Raw genomic sequence first — 15,051 nt, forward strand, 5'->3', positions numbered from 1 at the left:
AATCAAGGCAAAAGGGCCCGGGTGCGATGCATCCGGGCCCTTTTGTTTGGGGTTCAGGAACTCAGAAGGTCAGCTGATAAGCAAACACCAGCAGGTTGCCCAGCACGATCGCGATCACCTGCAGCACCACGATCGCAGCCAGGGGCGAGAGATCGACCCCGCCGATCAGCGGAATGAAGCGGCGGAACGGTCGCACCAGCGGCTCGGCCAGGCGGGAGATCAGGTCGAGCAGCATCGGCGACGCACCCGGAATCCACGACAGCACCGCATAGACCACCAGCAGCGCGGTCAGCCCCGAGATGGCCAGCTGCATCAATCCCACCAGCGACACCAGCGGCAGGGTCGCGATGCGCCCCAGGTTGCCGACCAGCAGCCACAGCAGCAGGAACTTCAGCATCACCAGCAGCCATGCCGCGATCAGGCTGGCCAGGTCCCAGCGCTTCACCGCGGGCACGATGCGCCGCAGCGGCAGCACGATCCAGTCGGTGATGGCGAACACGAAGCGCCCGAGCGGGTTGCCGAAGGGCACCCGGTGGTACTGCATGTACAGGCGCAGCAGGCAGGCGCCGCCGAGCAGACCGACGATCACGTCGAGAAGAAACGAGGGAATCTGGTAGAGCATGAGGCGCGGCCGTGAGGGGAATGCGATGATAGCCACGCAAGGCTTTTCGATGACGACACAACCCCTTTTGCATTCACTGCCATTGTTCCCGCTCGGTACGGTGCTCTTTCCCGGCGGCCTTCTTCCATTGCGCATCTTCGAGGTTCGCTATCTCGACATGATCGGCAAGTGCCGCAAGGCCGACGCCCCCTTCGGCGTGGTGAGCCTCACCAGCGGCAGCGAAGTTCGCAAGGCCGGCGCCGACGCCGAGAGCTTCGCCGCCATCGGCACGCTGGCCACGATCCGCGAGTTCGAGTCGCCGCAAAGCGGCCTGCTGCAGATCGAGTGCATCGGCACGCAGCGTTTTCGCGTTCGCAGCAACGAGCTGCAGAAACACGGCCTCTGGGTTGCCGAGGTCGAGGCCGTGAACGACGACGTCGCGCTCGAGATTCCCGACGACCTGCGGCACACGTCCACCGCGTTGCAGCGCCTGGTCGGCACCCTCGAGGAGCGGCGCCGCGCGCAAGGCGGATCGGTGCGGCTGCCCATCGCCGAGCCCTACCGCTTCGACGATTGCGGCTGGGTGGCCAACCGCTGGTGCGAACTGGTGCCGATGCAGCTCGAGCTGCGGCAGCGCCTGATGGAGCTCGACAGCCCGCTGATGCGACTGGAGCTGGTCAGCGATCTGCTCGCACGCACCGGCATCACTGAATAGATCGCTATCCTTTTTGTAGCTCATCCCGCAGGATTGACGGGCGCTGGGGGCGGGTTTTATTCGAACCCGATCGGCTAAAATGCCAGCCCCGCGCACGCTCCCGGTTGCGCGCCACCCGCCTCCCATGTCCGATCAAAAGAACTCCCCGCCTCCCCCGCCCCCCGTCGACGAAAACCAGCTCATCGCCGAACGTCGCGAAAAACTCAAGCTGCTGCGCACGGCACAGGCCGAGGGCAAGGGCGTCGCGTTCCCCAACGATTTCAAGCCAGGCCACCGCGCCGCCGCACTCGTCGAGGCGCACAGCGCCACCGAGTCCGAAGCGCTCGAAGCGCAGGCTGTCGAAGTCAGCGTGGCCGGCCGCATGATGCTCAAGCGCGTGATGGGCAAGGCCAGCTTCGCCACCCTGCAGGACGCCACCAGCCGCATCCAGCTCTACGTGACGCGCGACGCTGTCGGCGAGGAAACGTATGCCGAGTTCAAGCGCTGGGACCTGGGCGACATCCTCGGTGCGGAAGGCACGCTGATGAAGACCAAGACCGGCGAGCTGTCGGTCAAGGTCACGAAGCTGCGCCTGCTCACCAAGAGCCTGCGTCCGCTGCCCGACAAGTTCCACGGCATGGCCGACCAGGAGCAGAAGTACCGCCAGCGCTATGTCGACCTGATCACCGACGAGACAGCGCGAGTGCGCTTCACCGCACGCAGCAAGGCCGTGAGCGCCCTGCGCGAGTTCATGGTGGGCAACGGCTTCCTCGAAGTCGAAACGCCCATGCTCCACCCGATTCCGGGCGGCGCGAACGCCAAGCCCTTCAAGACGCACCACAACGCGCTCGACCAGGAGATGTTCCTGCGCATCGCGCCCGAGCTGTACCTCAAGCGCCTGATCGTCGGCGGCTTCGAGCGCGTGTTCGAGATCAACCGGAGCTACCGCAACGAGGGCATCTCGGTGCGGCACAACCCCGAGTTCACGATGATGGAGTTCTACGCGGCCTACTGGAACTACCGCGACCTGATGGACTTCACCGAGACGCTGATCCGCACCATCGCCGACAAGGCCGTGGGCACGCAGCAGCTCACCTACCAGGGCAAGCCGGTCGACCTGACGCAGCCCTTCGAGCGTCTGACGATCCGCGAAGCGATCCTGAAGTACACCGACGCGGGCGACGGTGTCGACGACGGCGCCTGGCTCATCAACGCCCTGCGCAAGATCGGCCTGAGCGAAGAGAAGGACAAGCTCTCGCAGCGCAGCCTCGCCAGCCTGCAGGTGATGTACTTCGAGGAAACCGTCGAAGAGAAGCTCTGGCAGCCGACCTTCATCATGGAGCACCCGACCGAGATCTCGCCGCTGGCGCGCGCCAACGACGAGCGCCCCGAGGTCACCGAGCGCTTCGAGCTGTACATCACCGGCCGCGAGTTCGGCAACGGCTTCAGCGAGCTGAACGACGCCGAGGACCAGGCCGCGCGCTTCAACGCGCAGGTGGCCGCCAAGGACAGCGGCGACGACGAGGCCATGTACTACGACCACGACTTCGTGCGCGCCCTCGAATACGGCATGCCGCCCACCGGCGGCTGCGGCATCGGCATCGACCGGCTGATGATGCTGCTGACCGATTCGCCGAGCATCCGCGACGTGATCCTGTTCCCGGCGCTGCGCAGGGAATCTTGATCGTGAAGGCACCGTCGTCGTTGCCGACGATCGGCATCGACTTCGGCACCTCCAACTCCGCCGTCGCCTGCCGGGTCGACGGCGAAGCACGCCTGCTGCCCATCGAGGGCGCGGCTACCACCCTGCCCACCGCGATCTTCTTCAACGCCGAAGACCGCACGACGCACTTCGGCCGCGACGCCATCGGCCAGTACCTCTCGGGCACCGAAGGCCGCCTGATGCGCTCGCTCAAGAGCCTGCTCGGCAGCGCGCTGATGCAGGAGAAAACGGCCATCCACGACGGCCTCGTGAGCTTCGAGGACATCATCGCCCGCTTCCTGCGCGAGCTGGCCGTGCGCGCCAGCCGCGAGCTGGGCCAGATGCCCGAACGCGTGGTGATCGGCCGCCCGGTGCATTTCGTGGACGACGACCCCAAGCGCGACGAGCGTGCCGAGGAAAGCCTGCGCGTCGCAGCGCGCGCCGCGGGCTTTCGCGAGATTGCGTTCCAGCTCGAACCCATCGCGGCCGCCTTCGACTACGAACAGCGCGTTGCCAAGGAGTCGATCGTGCTCATCGTCGACATCGGCGGCGGCACCTCCGACTTCACCGTCGTGCGCGTCGGCCCCGAGCGTGCCGCGCGAGAGGATCGCAGCGACGACGTGCTGGCCACCAGCGGCGTGCACATCGGCGGTACCGACTTCGACCAGCGCCTGAACCTCGAGCGCGTGATGCCGCAATTCGGCTTCCGCCACCACGGCCCGCAGGGGCGCGAGGTGCCCAGCAAGGTGTTCTTCGAACTGTCTTCGTGGCACCTGATCAACTGGCTCTACGCCGCCAAGGCAGTGAGGCAGGCGAAGGAACTGCGCACCAGCTACAGCGACACGCGGCTGCACGACCGGCTGATGGCCGTGCTCGAGGAACGCCACGGCCACCGCATCGCGAGCGCGGTAGAAACGGCCAAGATCGACGTGTCACTGAACGACGCGCCGACGGCCATCGACCTCGGCTGCGCCGAGCGCGGCCTGACGGTTTCGCTCTCCCCCGCCGACATGGCAGAGCAGCTGGCCTCCCCGCTGGAAAACGTGATCGCATGCGCGCACGCCTGCGTCAAGCGCGCGGGCCTGCGCAGCGGCGACCTCGACGCGATCTACCTCACCGGCGGTTCTTCCGCGCTGCGGCCGTTCCAGCACGCATTGCGCAGGAGCTTCGCGGGCGTGAACCTGGTCGAGGGCGACCTGTTCGGTGGCGTGGCCACGGGGCTGGCCTGCGCGGCCAGCACGCAGGTCGGGGCCTGACGGTGAAATACCTGGCGGGCTATCCGGCGCCCCTGCTGGAACAGGTCCGACAGCTGATCGCCGGGGACAAGCTCGGCGCCCTGCTCGGCCAGCGCTACCCGGAGGGCGTGCACGACATCCAGACCGACCGGGCGCTCTACGGGTACGTGACCGAGCTCAAGAGCGAGTTCATGCGCAAGGCCGAGCCGCTGTCGAAGGTAATGTTCGACAACAAGCTGCACGTGATCCGCAATGCCCTGGGCACGCACACCACGGTGTCGCGCGTGCAGGGCGGCAAGCTCAAGGCCAAGCGCGAAATCCGGGTGGCGAGCCTGTTCAAGGAGGTGCCGCTGGCGTGGCTGAGGATGATTGTTGTGCACGAGTTGGCACATATGAAGGAACGTGAGCACGACAAGGCGTTCTATGCACTGTGCATGCATATGGAGCCGGACTATCATCGCCTCGAGTTCGATCTCCGACTGTATCTGGAGCACTTGGGCATGGGCGGGAAGCGCTTGTGGGCGAATGCAGCAACTGCCTCCGCACCCGGCGAGGAATGACTTTGCGCAGCGGGTGTTCCGGCATGTTCCCCTTGCTTCAGCCGCAACGCCAATCCAACGCAGCCACGTTCCATGTCACATCCCCAACAAAGGTTCTTCGTCGCCGGCGTGAAGCAGTTCCTGCCGTCCTATTTCAGTGCGCGGGCGGTGATCGAGATCGGCAGCCTCAACCTCAACGGCTCGGTCCGTGAGTTCTTCCAGGACTGCAACTACCTGGGACTCGATGTAGGGGAAGGCCCGGACGTCGATCTCGTCTGCCACGGTGAAAACTATGGCGGCGCCGCGAACGGCACGGATGTCGTGATCTCGTGCGAGGCGATGGAGCACAACCCCCAGTGGAAGAAGACCTGGCTCAACATGCTGCGGCTGGTGAAGGAAGACGGCCTCGTCGTCATGACCTGCGCGACCCCGGGCCGGCGCCAGCACGGCACCGTGGAGTTCAACCCCTCCGATTCGCCGCTGACCATCGACAAGAGCCAGAACTACTACCGGAATCTCGCTGCCTCCGACTTCACGGACCTGCTCCAGCACGACGCCTGGTTCTCTGTGTGGGGATTCTTCGAAGACCGCAGCAGCCACGACCTTTACTTCTTCGGCGTGGGCAAGGAGGCTGGCGAAGAAACCCGCGCGCAGGCACTGCAGCTGCATGCCGCGTTGAAGGACCATTACCACAAGGTCAACGTGCTGGGCCACTACTGAACCGGACGGGCACCGCCCTATGACGACACTGCCCCGGCTCAATTTCACGTCGCTGTCCTCGCACGAGACCTGCGGCGACATCGTCGAGGCCTTCAGGTTGGCGGCAGAACGCCTCGGCTACCCGACCCGCTTCACCCACTGCTACATCGAGCCCGGGGAAATCAACATCCTGTTCTTTTTCTGGGATGTCCCGTGGGAGCACATCGAACAGCATCACCCTGATTGCATCGTCGTCAACTTCGAGCCGATGGTGCATGGCACACATGCATGGAACGATCGCTACCTCGACGTTCTCAAGCGCTGCTACCTCTGGGAATACAGCAAGACGAATTTCCAGCGGCATCGCCAGCTCGGCTATCGCAACGCGGACTATGTCGCGCTCGGCTGGGAGCCTGAAGCCGCGGCAATCCTGCCGCTGGAGGACATCCTTCCCGACGAGCAGCAGGACATCGACATCGTCTTCTTCGGCTCGCTGACGCGCCGGCGCATCGACATCCTCGAGGGCCTGATGGCGCGCGGACTGCGGGTCGAGGTCAACCGGGGCCGGGCCTGGACGCTGGAGGAACGCAACGGTTTCATGCGCCGCGCGAAGATCGTGCTCAATCTCCACAACTGGGAAGAATCACGCATCGTCGAAGTGCCACGGCTGTCGATCCTGTTGAGGCACCGCAAGGCCGTGGTCTGCGAGCTCTACCCCGACAGCGAGATCGAAGCCTCGATCCGCAAGGCGGTGGTTGGCGCGCCCTACGAAAAGCTCATCGAGACGATCGAGCAGTTGCTTGCCGATGCGCCTCGCCGCGCGAGGCTCGAACGTGAAGGCCTGGATGTGTTCGTCCGCGCCTTCGCGCCTCCGCTGGTAGGGCCAGCCATCGAGCGCTTCCTGAGCTGGCGCGCGCAACAACCCGACCGCTTCGTGCCCGCGCCGACACTGCCACGCGTCACCGTCTGCCTGTTGGCCGGAGATTCGCCGCAGAGCCTGGAGCAGAGCCTCCAGGCCTGGGCAGCCCAGAGCGCTGTGGCAATCCACCTCGTGCTGGTCGCCGAAGCTGGCGTCGATGGTCTTGAAGCCATGCTGGCGAGATCAGGCCTCGCCAGTTCCCGCCTGCTCTCGCTTCCTTTCGCATGCGACCGCTCCACCGCTCGCAACCTTGCATTGGCGCAGGCGCAGGGCGACTACATCGTCTTCGCCGACGTCGGCGACGTTCCCGCAGCGGAGCGCCTGCAGCGCCAGGCCGCCCTGCTCGAGGCTTGCTCCGACGTCGACATCGTCGGCAGCTGGTGCGAGACGCACGAAGGCCCGTTCGAGTTCTCCGAGCGGCATCAGGACATCCTCGTGGAGTTCTTCGGCTCGCGCCCGCTGCTGCTGTCGGCCTGCATGGTGCGTCGCAGTTTCCTGGAACGCAGCGGCGTGCGCCACGACCCCGAGTTCACGGTGCACGACGACTTCCACATGCTGTGCAAGAGTGCAGCCGCCGGTGCGCGCTTTGCCGTGATTCCCGAGCTTCTTCACAAGCCGGTCGCGCCGGCCACCATCGTCGACACGGCCCGCGCGGCAACCCTGGCCTCGCGGGCGCGCGCGCTGGTACTGGCCTACCTGCTGCCCCAATCGAGCGTCGAGCATGTGCAGGAGATCGCCAGGCTGTACGACCTGTACTGGCCACCGGTTCTCGACTTCGCCGAAAGACTGCTGCTGATCCTCGCGCGCGCAAGCTTCAGACCCTCCGCCGCGTCGGAGCTGCAACTGGTCGAGCATGAAACGCTGACACGCGCGCTGCGGCACGAAGCCTTGCGGCTGCTCCGGATCTTCTTCAATGCAGGCCTGGCGGACAAGGCATGGCTGGAGCGCCAGTTCACGGTGCCCGAGATCGCCCAGTTCCTCGCTCCCGCGTCCGGCGAGTTGCCGGTGCGGGTCTTCAGGCTGGAGCCGGCTGCGGCCAGCTAGCGCAGGCGCTGCGAGAGCGCATCCATCGAGGCCATGTAGGCCGAACGGTAAGGCTCGTCGAGATTGATGAAGTGCACCAGCAGAGTCTCGTCGGAGGCCAGGTGCGGCGGCGTGTTGATGCTCAGGTTGTCGACGACGGCACGCTCGTCCACCAGCCCTGCTCCGGACAGCACCTCATTGGTGTAGTACTGATCGCCCTGGCTGCTGTAGACCGCCGACTTGTCGTCGACCTCGCCGATGCGCTGCCAGATACGTGCCAGCAGTTCGGCGTTGCCCTCGGTGTTCAGGAAACCCATCACACCCGAATTGAAGGCCCAGCCGCCCACATCCTTCGCAAGCAGCAGTTCGCGCCCTTCGAGCAAGGCGTCGATCCGGCGACTCTGGTTGAGGAAAAGCACGTCGGCGTCGATCCAGATCACCCACTTGTGGTGCGCGATGTGCTGCTGCAGAAGCCAGCTGCGCACCCACGACCCACCGATGCCGGTGTCGATCGCCTCGGGAATGGCGCGGTACACGTGGTACGCGTAGCCGTGCCTGTCGCAGTAGCGCTTCACGTTGTGCTCGGACACTCGCGCGTAGCTGCCGACGTGATGCGTGTAGAGCGTGACGAAAGCTATGTCGGCGCCGGCGTTGTAGCTCGACATCGGCTCTTCCGACAACGCCGGATAGGCTGCGGGCTGCAACACGGGCTGGCCGTGGATCAGCGCATTGTTGACCTGCGCCACGAGCAGGTCCTGCAGGGTCTGGTCGTGAAGCAGCGCATCGCGCCACCCGCCTTCCGGCGCCACGATGGGCTGCGGCCCGAGATTGACGACGAAGACGCGCGCCAGGAACCACTGCGGAATGCGCCACGAGACATTGACATAGATGTCACCGGCCATCGCGTTGCATCCAAGCAGGCCGGCCGGGCGCAACCGGGCGGCTTCATCGATGGCGCGGCTCACCAGTGCGACGACATTGCCCGCATCGTCCATCAGTCCGAGCAGCATGGCCCGATTGGCGGGCGTATTGCGCAGCACCATCATGTTGGTCATTGCCGGACCGGGCCGATCGCCGCTGGGCGGGCCCTCGACGAAAAGCGAGTCCCGGCCTTGCATCAGCGCTTCGATGGCAACCGCGTGGAACACCACCGAATCGCCATCGAGGAACAGAAGCCAGTCGTTCTCGGGCAGCTCGCGCAGATGGCGAAGAATCTGCCCGTATTTCGTACTGTCACGCAACGCCGGGTGGCGAATGCGGTCGGCCTCGATCCATTGGTGCGGATAGCCGAACAGGCGGCAATAGTGCGCGTGATTGCGCAACACGGCCTCGTCCTTGCGCGGGAAGAAACTGAGGCACAGCGGCATGCGCGTCTATTCCGTCAGGCCATCGCGCGACAGGGTGCGCCTGGCGCCGCTGTACCGGGTCGAGCCTGCAAGAGCGTCCCATGACGACGGTGCGGCCGTATCGGGAAGCAAGGCCCGACGGCGCGTTTCGCTGTCCGGATTGCCAACCCAGCGCCCCGCATCCCTGGCCGCAGCGAAGCCCTGCAGCAATTCATCGAGCGGCGCGCCTTCGCCGATGCTCTGATTGCACAGCAGCGCCATGTCGCACCCGGCCTCCAGCGCCGCCAGCGCCGCATCGGTAAAACTGAGCAGCTCGCCATCGATGTAGCGCCCCGCTTCCATGCTCAGGTCGTCGCTGAACACTGCCCCATCGAAACCGAAGCGCTTTCGCAGGATCTCGCCGAGCCACTTCGACGAAAACCCCGCCGGCCGCTTGTCGACCTTCGGGTAGATCACGTGCGCCGGCATCACGGCCGCGAGCGAGCCCGACAGCCAGTCGTACGGCTTCGCATCGTCGGCCAGGATGGCCTTGAGGCCGCGCTTGTCCACCGGGATCTCGACGTGCGAGTCGGCCTGCACGAAGCCGTGCCCCGGAAAGTGCTTGCCGCAGTTGCGCATGCCCATCTGCAACATGCCGTGCATCACGCTCTTGGCCAGCAGCGCGACCACGCGCGGGTCGCGGTGGAAGCTGCGGTTGCCGATCACGCTGCTGCCGCCGTAGTCGAGGTCGAGCACCGGCGCGAAGCTGAAGTCGACGCCGCAGGCGCGCAGTTCGCCTGCGAGCACCTGCCCCACGGCCGTGGCGGCCTGGGTGGCGCGCATGGCGTCGCGCATCCAGAGCTCGCCGAGCGCGCGCATCGACGGCAAATGGGTGAAGCCGTCGGTGCGAAAGCGCTGCACCCGCCCGCCCTCGTGGTCGACGCAGATCAGCATGTCGGGTCGGATCGACTTGATCTCGGCGTTGAGCGCGGTCATCTGCGCGCGGCTTTGCCAGTTGCGGGTGAAATGGATCACACCGCCGACGAGCGGGTCCGCGAGGCGGCGGCGGTCGGCGGCGGTGAGCTCGGTGCCCGCGACATCGACGATCAGCGGCGCATGAGGGCGGTCGGCAAGCCCGGCGGTCATATCTTCTCCACCACCACGAAGCTCGCGGCGTATTCGGTTTCGTCGGTCACGGTCACGTGGGCGGTGAGGCCCTGGGCCTCGAACCAGTCCTTCAGGCCGCCATGCAGCACGATGACGGGCTTGCCGCTGCGCAGGTTGGCGATCTCGCACAGGCGCCAGCTCATGGGCATGCGCATGCCCAGCCCGATGGCCTTGCTGAAGGCCTCCTTGGCGGAGAAGCGGGTCGCCAGGTAGCTCAGGCCGCGCTTCGGCCAGCGCGCGCTGCGGGCCTGCCAGACCTTGAATTCGGCGTCGCTCAGCACCTTGCGGGCAAAGCGCTCGCCCTGGCGCTCGAAGGTCGCGGCGATGCGACGCAGGTCGCAGATGTCGGTGCCAATGCCGTAGATCATGCGGCGCCGGCGTTCATTGTTGTTGCTGCTGTTGCTGCTGCTGGCGCGCCTCGGCGATGCAGCGCAGGTAGTCGCGCGTGGCAGCCGTGTAGCCGAGCTCGAGTGCGTCAGCGACGAAGGCATGGCCGATGGACACTTCCTGCACACCCGGCACGGCGCGCAGGAAGGCCGTGAGGTTGTCCCGGCTCAGGTCGTGCCCGGCATTGACGCCCAGGCCCGCCGCGATGGCGGCGCGCGCCGACTCGGCATAGCGTGCGAGCACTGCCTGCTCGTTCGGGGTGCCGCGAGAGGCCGCGTAGCCTTCGGTGTAGAGCTCGACCCGGTCGGCGCCCACGGCCTTGACGGCGGCCATCATCTCGGGAATCGGGTCCATGAACAGGCTGACGCGCACGCCCAGGGCCTTGGCTTCGGCGATCAGGGGGCGCAGACGCTCGGCGTCGTCGGGGAAGGTCCAGCCGTGGTCGCTGGTCGACTGGGTCTCGCTGTCGGGCACGAAGGTGGCCTGGTGCGGCTTCAGCGTGCGCACGAAGTCCATCAGGTTCTGGAAGGGATTGCCCTCGATGTTGAACTCGACGCCCGGCCAGTCCTTCGCGAGCAGTGCGGAAAGGTCGCTCACGTCGTGCGCGCGGATGTGGCGGGCATCCGGGCGCGGGTGCACCGTGATGCCGTGCGCGCCGGCCGCCAGGCAGGCCTGCGCGGCCTTCACCACGCTCGGAATGCCCAGGTGGCGCGTGTTGCGCACCAGGGCGACCTTGTTGAGGTTGACGGACAGCGAGGTGGCGGCGGTGGTGCCGGCTTGGCCCGGAGTGCTCATAGTGCTTGCAGGTCTCTCATCATTTGCCGCGTGCGCAGCGTGGACACGCCGCAATGGTAGTTGAGCAGTGCGCGCAGCTGGTTTCTCAGGGCACTGTTGCCGCCGGCGCTCATGGTGGCAATTTCACGCAATGTGGCAGTAAATGGGGCGCGGTCGTCCAGCACGGCCTGCAGGGCGAGCCAGTCGGCACCGGCCAGCGCGGCCTCGTCGTCACCGGCCTGGCGCAGGCCGGCCTCGGGCACGAGGCTGTAGCGCTCTTCGGCGGCAAGCGGTTCCAGCGTGAGAGTCTGGGCGTCGAGCGAGGGCAGCAGGCCGACTTCGCGCAGCAGCAGCAGTTCGAAGGCCCGCAGCGCGGCCGCCTGGGTCGCGGCCTGGGCGCCGGCGTGCTCGCTCGCGAGCACCTGGACGACCCCGGCGTAGGCGTCGAACAGCGCCTCATGGGCATCGTCCCGCGCCAGCAGGCGCAGCAGCAGCTCGTTGACGTAGTAGCCCGACAGCAGCGCCTCGCCGGTCGGCATGACGTGCCCGCCCATCCATTCGGCGCCCTTGAGCGTGCGGATCTCGGCGTCGCCGCCGTAGTTGACCTGCAGGGGCTGCAGCGGCAGCAGCACCGGCCGGAAGTTGGAGCTCGGCCGCTTCGCCCCCTTGGCCACGAGCGCGATGCGCCCGTGGTGGCGGGTGAAGACTTCGAGGATCAGGCTCGACTCGCTCCAGTCGTAGCGGTGGAGGACGTAAGCCGGCTCGTGCGAAACGCGGTGGGTGGCCATGTCAGAGCGCAATGAGGCATCGAGGGTTGAGGCCGGCAAAAACTGCGGGACCGGCTTTGCCTGGCCGCGGGCGTTGCCCCCGGCAAGGGGGTTGGCGGCTACGCGAAGCGAGCAAGCCTGGGGGTTTGCCTATTCATTCATAGCCGAACGAGCGGACGCGGGCTTCGTCGTCGGCCCAGCCCGAGCGCACCTTCACCCACAGCTCGAGGAACACCTTGGCGTCGGCCAGCTTCTCGAGCTCGACGCGGGTTTCCATGCCGATGCGCTTGATGCGCTCGCCCTTGTCGCCGATCACCATGGCCTTGTGGCCGTCGCGCTCGACCACGATGGTGGCGGCGATGCGCAGCAGGCGCTTCTGGCCCTTCTTCTGCGGCGGCTCCTCCTCGAACTTGTCGATGACGACGGTCGAGGTGTAGGGCAGCTCGTCGCCGGTGAGGCGGAACAGCTTCTCGCGCACCAGCTCGCCGGCGAGGAACTTCTCGCTGCGGTCGGTCAGCTCGTCCTCGTCGTAGAACCAGGGCTGTTCGGGCAGGTACTTCTCGCAGATGCCGAACAGGCGCTCGACGTCCTTCGGGTTCTTGGCCGACATCGGCACGTATTCGGCGAACTCGTGCTTCTCCTGCATGCTCTTGAGCCAGGGCGCGATGTCGCCGCGACGGTGCACGTTGTCCAGCTTGTTGGCCAGCAGCACCGTGGGAATGCCCTTGCCGAGCAGCTTGAGCACGCGCTCGTCGGCCTGCGTGAAGCTGCCGGCCTCGACCACGAACAGGATCAGGTCCACGTCGCCGACCGCGCCCTGCACGGTCTTGTTGAGCGACTTGTTCAGCGCGTTGGCATGCAGGGTCTGGAAGCCCGGCGTGTCGACGAACACGTACTGGGTGGCGCCCAGCGTGCGCATGCCGGTGATGCGGTGGCGCGTGGTCTGCGCCTTGCGCGAGGTGATGCTGATCTTCTGGCCGACCAGCGCGTTGAGCAGCGTCGACTTGCCCACGTTGGGCTTGCCGACGATGGCGATGAGACCGCAGTGCTGGGGACCAGCGGCGCCCTCGCCGCTTGCGGCGTCTTCGGGTTCCGCTACGGGATTGATAGCATCGTTCATTCTGATTTCACGCGGCGCCGCGTGCCTTGAGCCGGATCAACATGGCAGCGGCCGCCGCCTGCTCGCCGGCGCGGCGCGAGCCGCCGATGCCGCGTTCGCGAAAGCCCAGCTCGGGCACTTCGCACTCGACATCGAAAGTCTGCTTGTGTGCCGCGCCCAATGTGGCGGCCACGCGGTACACCGGCAGCTTCATTTTGTGACCCTGCAGCCATTCCTGCAATTCGGTCTTGGGGTCCTTGGCCGCGGCTTCCATGCGCGGGTTGATCTCGACCGACTCGTAGAGCCGGTGCACCAGCGCCTGGGCGGCGGCAAAGCCGGCATCCAGATACACCGCGCCGATCAACGCCTCGAGCGCGTCGGCCAGGATCGACGGCCGGTTCGGCCCTCCCGAACGCGCCTCGCCCTCGCCGAGCCGCAGCAGCGGCGACAGCGCCAGCCCCACCGCCAGGCGGTGCAGGGTGTCCTGCTTGACGAGATTGGCCCGCACGCGCGACAGGTCGCCCTCTGGCAGGGCCGACAGGCGCATGTACAGCAGGTGCGATACCGCCAGGTTCAGCACCGAGTCGCCGAGAAACTCGAGGCGCTCGTTGTGATCGGCCGAGAAGCTGCGGTGCGTGAGCGCGAGCTGCAGCAGCCGCGGATCGGAGAAGGTGTGCTGCAGGCGCGCCTGCAATGCGGCGAGGCTGCCGTCCACCTTTTTAGGCGCCGTGTTCAGCGGGATTCGCCCTTGTACTTGAGCGTCAGGTAGGCCGGGCCGAAGAGCGGAATCTCGCGCTCGTACGAGTACGACACGACCACCTTGTCGCCGACCTTCTTGATTTCGAGGTCCTTGCCGCTGACCGACTTGAAGTCGTCGATGGCCTGGGCGCGATCGAAGATGGCGCGCACCTCGGGCACGGTCGTGCCTTCCTTGGCCTTGTTGGCGGCCTTATCGATGGCCTGCCACTCGATCAGCGTCGGGATGACCTGCGCGATGACCACGCCCAGGCACCCGAGCACGGCCGCGACGAACACCAAGCCGATGAACGAAATGCCACGTTGCTGCGCAGCCCTGCTGCGAACGGACCGATGTGCTCTCATGCCCTCATACCCCTCGAACTATGCTTGCCGATGAATGCTTGTTTATTGAAACGGACCGATGCGTCCCAGGTCGCCGAAGTTCATCCAGACGAAGAAAGCCTTGCCCACGACGTTCTTGTCCGGCACGAAGCCCCAGAAACGCGAGTCGGCCGAATTATCGCGGTTGTCGCCCATCATGAAATAGCTGCCGGGGGGTACTTTGCAGACCACCCCTTCGGCCGTGTAGCGGCAGTTCTCGATGCCCGGGAAGTTGAAGCCGCCGGCGCCGGGAATGAACGACGGCGTGGTTTCGTCGTTGAGGATCTTGTGCTCCTTGTCGCCCAGCTTCTCGTCGTACTGCTTGAGCAGGCGCATCGACTCGCTGTCGAGGTAGTCGGCGGCCGGCGCCTTGGAAACCGGCTGGCCGTTGATCGTGAGCTTCTTGTTCAGGTAAGCCACCTCGTCGCCGGGAATGCCGACCACGCGCTTGATGTAGTCCATGCTCGGCTTGGGCGGGTAGCGGAACACCACCACGTCGCCGCGCGCCAGCGGCGTGCCTTCGGTGATCTTGGTGTTGACGACCGGCAGGCGCAGGCCGTAGGTGAACTTGTTGACCAGGATCAGGTCGCCGGTCAGCAGCGTGGGCATCATCGAGCCCGACGGGATCTTGAAAGGCTCGTAGAGGAACGAGCGCAGCAGGAACACCACCAGGATCACCGGGAACAGGCCGGCGGTCCAGTCGAGCCACCAGGGCTGCATCAGCAGGCGCTCGCTCGCCTTCGCGTCGGCCGTGTCGACCTGCTTGATGCCCTGCTCGGCCAGGCGCGCATTGCGGTCGATCAGCGAGGACTCCAGCTTTGCGGCCGCCTGCTCGCGACGGGGCAGGAAGTAGAAGCGCTCGGCCAGCCAGTAGATGCCGGTGACAACCGTGGCAACGAACAACAGCAAGGCGAAGTTGCCTTCGATCATGTTGAAGTACCAGGCGCCGACATAGGCGGCGAAGGCCGCGAGGACCAAGGAGGTGATGAATGCCATTTTTC

At 66.1% G+C, this 15,051-nt stretch carries 16 protein-coding genes; 6 read left to right on the forward strand and 10 right to left on the reverse strand.

Features of this window, described 5'->3' with window-relative positions; genetic code table 11:
- Positions 1–61: 61 nt before the first annotated feature.
- A complete protein-coding gene (locus BMY35_RS24605) occupies positions 62–622 on the reverse strand; it encodes a YggT family protein (RefSeq protein ID WP_093204985.1) in 561 nt (186 codons plus the stop codon).
- Between the two features lie 49 nt (positions 623–671).
- Here BMY35_RS24605 and BMY35_RS24610 point away from each other — a divergent pair, with 49 nt between their 5' ends.
- The 6 genes from BMY35_RS24610 to BMY35_RS24635 all read left to right on the forward strand — a co-directional run bounded on the left by BMY35_RS24610 (position 672) and on the right by BMY35_RS24635 (position 7,433).
- Positions 672–1,316 carry an LON peptidase substrate-binding domain-containing protein gene (locus BMY35_RS24610; protein ID WP_240652131.1) on the forward strand — a complete coding sequence of 215 codons (645 nt, stop codon included), beginning with the start codon at positions 672–674 and terminating at the stop codon, positions 1,314–1,316.
- 124 nt (positions 1,317–1,440) lie between these two features.
- Positions 1,441–2,979, forward strand: coding sequence for a lysine--tRNA ligase (gene lysS, locus BMY35_RS24615; protein ID WP_093204991.1), 1,539 nt, complete (start codon positions 1,441–1,443; stop codon positions 2,977–2,979).
- Between the two features lie 2 nt (positions 2,980–2,981).
- Positions 2,982–4,253, forward strand: coding sequence for an Hsp70 family protein (locus BMY35_RS24620; protein WP_093205498.1), 1,272 nt, complete (start codon positions 2,982–2,984; stop codon positions 4,251–4,253).
- A gap of 2 nt (positions 4,254–4,255) precedes the next feature.
- Positions 4,256–4,792, forward strand: coding sequence for a YgjP-like metallopeptidase domain-containing protein (locus BMY35_RS24625; protein ID WP_093204993.1), 537 nt, complete (start codon positions 4,256–4,258; stop codon positions 4,790–4,792).
- A 72-nt stretch (positions 4,793–4,864) separates the two neighbouring features.
- Positions 4,865–5,491, forward strand: coding sequence for a class I SAM-dependent methyltransferase (locus BMY35_RS24630; protein WP_126470463.1), 627 nt, complete (start codon positions 4,865–4,867; stop codon positions 5,489–5,491).
- A 19-nt stretch (positions 5,492–5,510) separates the two neighbouring features.
- Positions 5,511–7,433 (forward strand): glycosyltransferase family A protein, encoded by a 1,923-nt coding sequence (locus tag BMY35_RS24635; RefSeq protein ID WP_093204997.1) that lies wholly within the window; start codon positions 5,511–5,513, stop codon positions 7,431–7,433.
- Here BMY35_RS24635 and BMY35_RS24640 read toward each other — a convergent pair.
- The 9 genes from BMY35_RS24640 to lepB form a co-directional block, all read right to left on the reverse strand.
- A complete protein-coding gene (locus BMY35_RS24640; RefSeq protein WP_093205000.1) occupies positions 7,430–8,779 on the reverse strand; it encodes a glycosyltransferase family protein in 1,350 nt (449 codons plus the stop codon). The genes BMY35_RS24635 and BMY35_RS24640 overlap by 4 nt on opposite strands.
- Before the next feature lie 6 nt (positions 8,780–8,785).
- On the reverse strand, positions 8,786–9,883 hold the full coding sequence (gene nagZ, locus BMY35_RS24645; RefSeq protein WP_093205003.1) for a beta-N-acetylhexosaminidase: 1,098 nt from the start codon (positions 9,881–9,883) through the stop codon (positions 8,786–8,788).
- Entirely contained in the window at positions 9,880–10,272 is a 393-nt protein-coding gene (acpS, locus tag BMY35_RS24650; RefSeq protein WP_093205005.1) for a holo-ACP synthase, read from the reverse strand. Before acpS ends, nagZ begins: the two co-directional genes overlap by 4 nt.
- Before the next feature lie 13 nt (positions 10,273–10,285).
- Positions 10,286–11,086, reverse strand: a complete 801-nt coding sequence (locus BMY35_RS24655) for a pyridoxine 5'-phosphate synthase (protein ID WP_093205008.1) — start codon at positions 11,084–11,086, stop codon at positions 10,286–10,288.
- A complete protein-coding gene (gene recO, locus BMY35_RS24660; protein ID WP_093205010.1) occupies positions 11,083–11,853 on the reverse strand; it encodes a DNA repair protein RecO in 771 nt (256 codons plus the stop codon). The genes BMY35_RS24655 and recO overlap by 4 nt, the downstream gene beginning before the upstream one ends.
- Positions 11,854–11,986: 133 nt before the next feature.
- Positions 11,987–12,952, reverse strand: a complete 966-nt coding sequence (gene era, locus BMY35_RS24665; RefSeq protein ID WP_093205013.1) for a GTPase Era — start codon at positions 12,950–12,952, stop codon at positions 11,987–11,989.
- A gap of 7 nt (positions 12,953–12,959) precedes the next feature.
- Entirely contained in the window at positions 12,960–13,646 is a 687-nt protein-coding gene (rnc, locus tag BMY35_RS24670; protein WP_093205016.1) for a ribonuclease III, read from the reverse strand.
- Positions 13,647–13,663: 17 nt separating this feature from the next.
- The gene (locus BMY35_RS24675) at positions 13,664–14,032 is read right to left on the reverse strand and encodes a DUF4845 domain-containing protein (RefSeq protein ID WP_093205019.1); all 369 of its coding nucleotides are present in this window, start codon (positions 14,030–14,032) and stop codon (positions 13,664–13,666) included.
- A 42-nt stretch (positions 14,033–14,074) separates the two neighbouring features.
- Positions 14,075–15,046 (reverse strand): signal peptidase I, encoded by a 972-nt coding sequence (gene lepB / locus BMY35_RS24680; RefSeq protein ID WP_093205021.1) that lies wholly within the window; start codon positions 15,044–15,046, stop codon positions 14,075–14,077.
- Positions 15,047–15,051: the final 5 nt, after the last annotated feature.

Source organism: Variovorax sp. YR750 (assembly GCF_900109805.1).
GTDB classification, from domain to species: Bacteria; Pseudomonadota; Gammaproteobacteria; order Burkholderiales; family Burkholderiaceae_C; genus Variovorax; species Variovorax gossypii.

What these genes read in the sequence shown, in the direction of transcription:
- BMY35_RS24605 (WP_093204985.1), bottom strand. Translation starts at nt 622, where the DNA reads ATGCTCTACCAGATTCCCTCGTTTCTTCTCGACGTGATCGTCGGTCTG.
- BMY35_RS24610 (WP_240652131.1), top strand. Translation starts at nt 672, where the DNA reads ATGACGACACAACCCCTTTTGCATTCACTGCCATTGTTCCCGCTCGGT.
- lysS (WP_093204991.1), top strand. Translation starts at nt 1,441, where the DNA reads ATGTCCGATCAAAAGAACTCCCCGCCTCCCCCGCCCCCCGTCGACGAA.
- BMY35_RS24630 (WP_126470463.1), top strand. Translation starts at nt 4,865, where the DNA reads ATGTCACATCCCCAACAAAGGTTCTTCGTCGCCGGCGTGAAGCAGTTC.
- BMY35_RS24635 (WP_093204997.1), top strand. Translation starts at nt 5,511, where the DNA reads ATGACGACACTGCCCCGGCTCAATTTCACGTCGCTGTCCTCGCACGAG.
- BMY35_RS24640 (WP_093205000.1), bottom strand. Translation starts at nt 8,779, where the DNA reads ATGCCGCTGTGCCTCAGTTTCTTCCCGCGCAAGGACGAGGCCGTGTTG.
- nagZ (WP_093205003.1), bottom strand. Translation starts at nt 9,883, where the DNA reads ATGACCGCCGGGCTTGCCGACCGCCCTCATGCGCCGCTGATCGTCGAT.
- acpS (WP_093205005.1), bottom strand. Translation starts at nt 10,272, where the DNA reads ATGATCTACGGCATTGGCACCGACATCTGCGACCTGCGTCGCATCGCC.
- BMY35_RS24655 (WP_093205008.1), bottom strand. Translation starts at nt 11,086, where the DNA reads ATGAGCACTCCGGGCCAAGCCGGCACCACCGCCGCCACCTCGCTGTCC.
- recO (WP_093205010.1), bottom strand. Translation starts at nt 11,853, where the DNA reads ATGGCCACCCACCGCGTTTCGCACGAGCCGGCTTACGTCCTCCACCGC.
- era (WP_093205013.1), bottom strand. Translation starts at nt 12,952, where the DNA reads ATGAACGATGCTATCAATCCCGTAGCGGAACCCGAAGACGCCGCAAGC.
- BMY35_RS24675 (WP_093205019.1), bottom strand. Translation starts at nt 14,032, where the DNA reads ATGAGAGCACATCGGTCCGTTCGCAGCAGGGCTGCGCAGCAACGTGGC.
- lepB (WP_093205021.1), bottom strand. Translation starts at nt 15,046, where the DNA reads ATGGCATTCATCACCTCCTTGGTCCTCGCGGCCTTCGCCGCCTATGTC.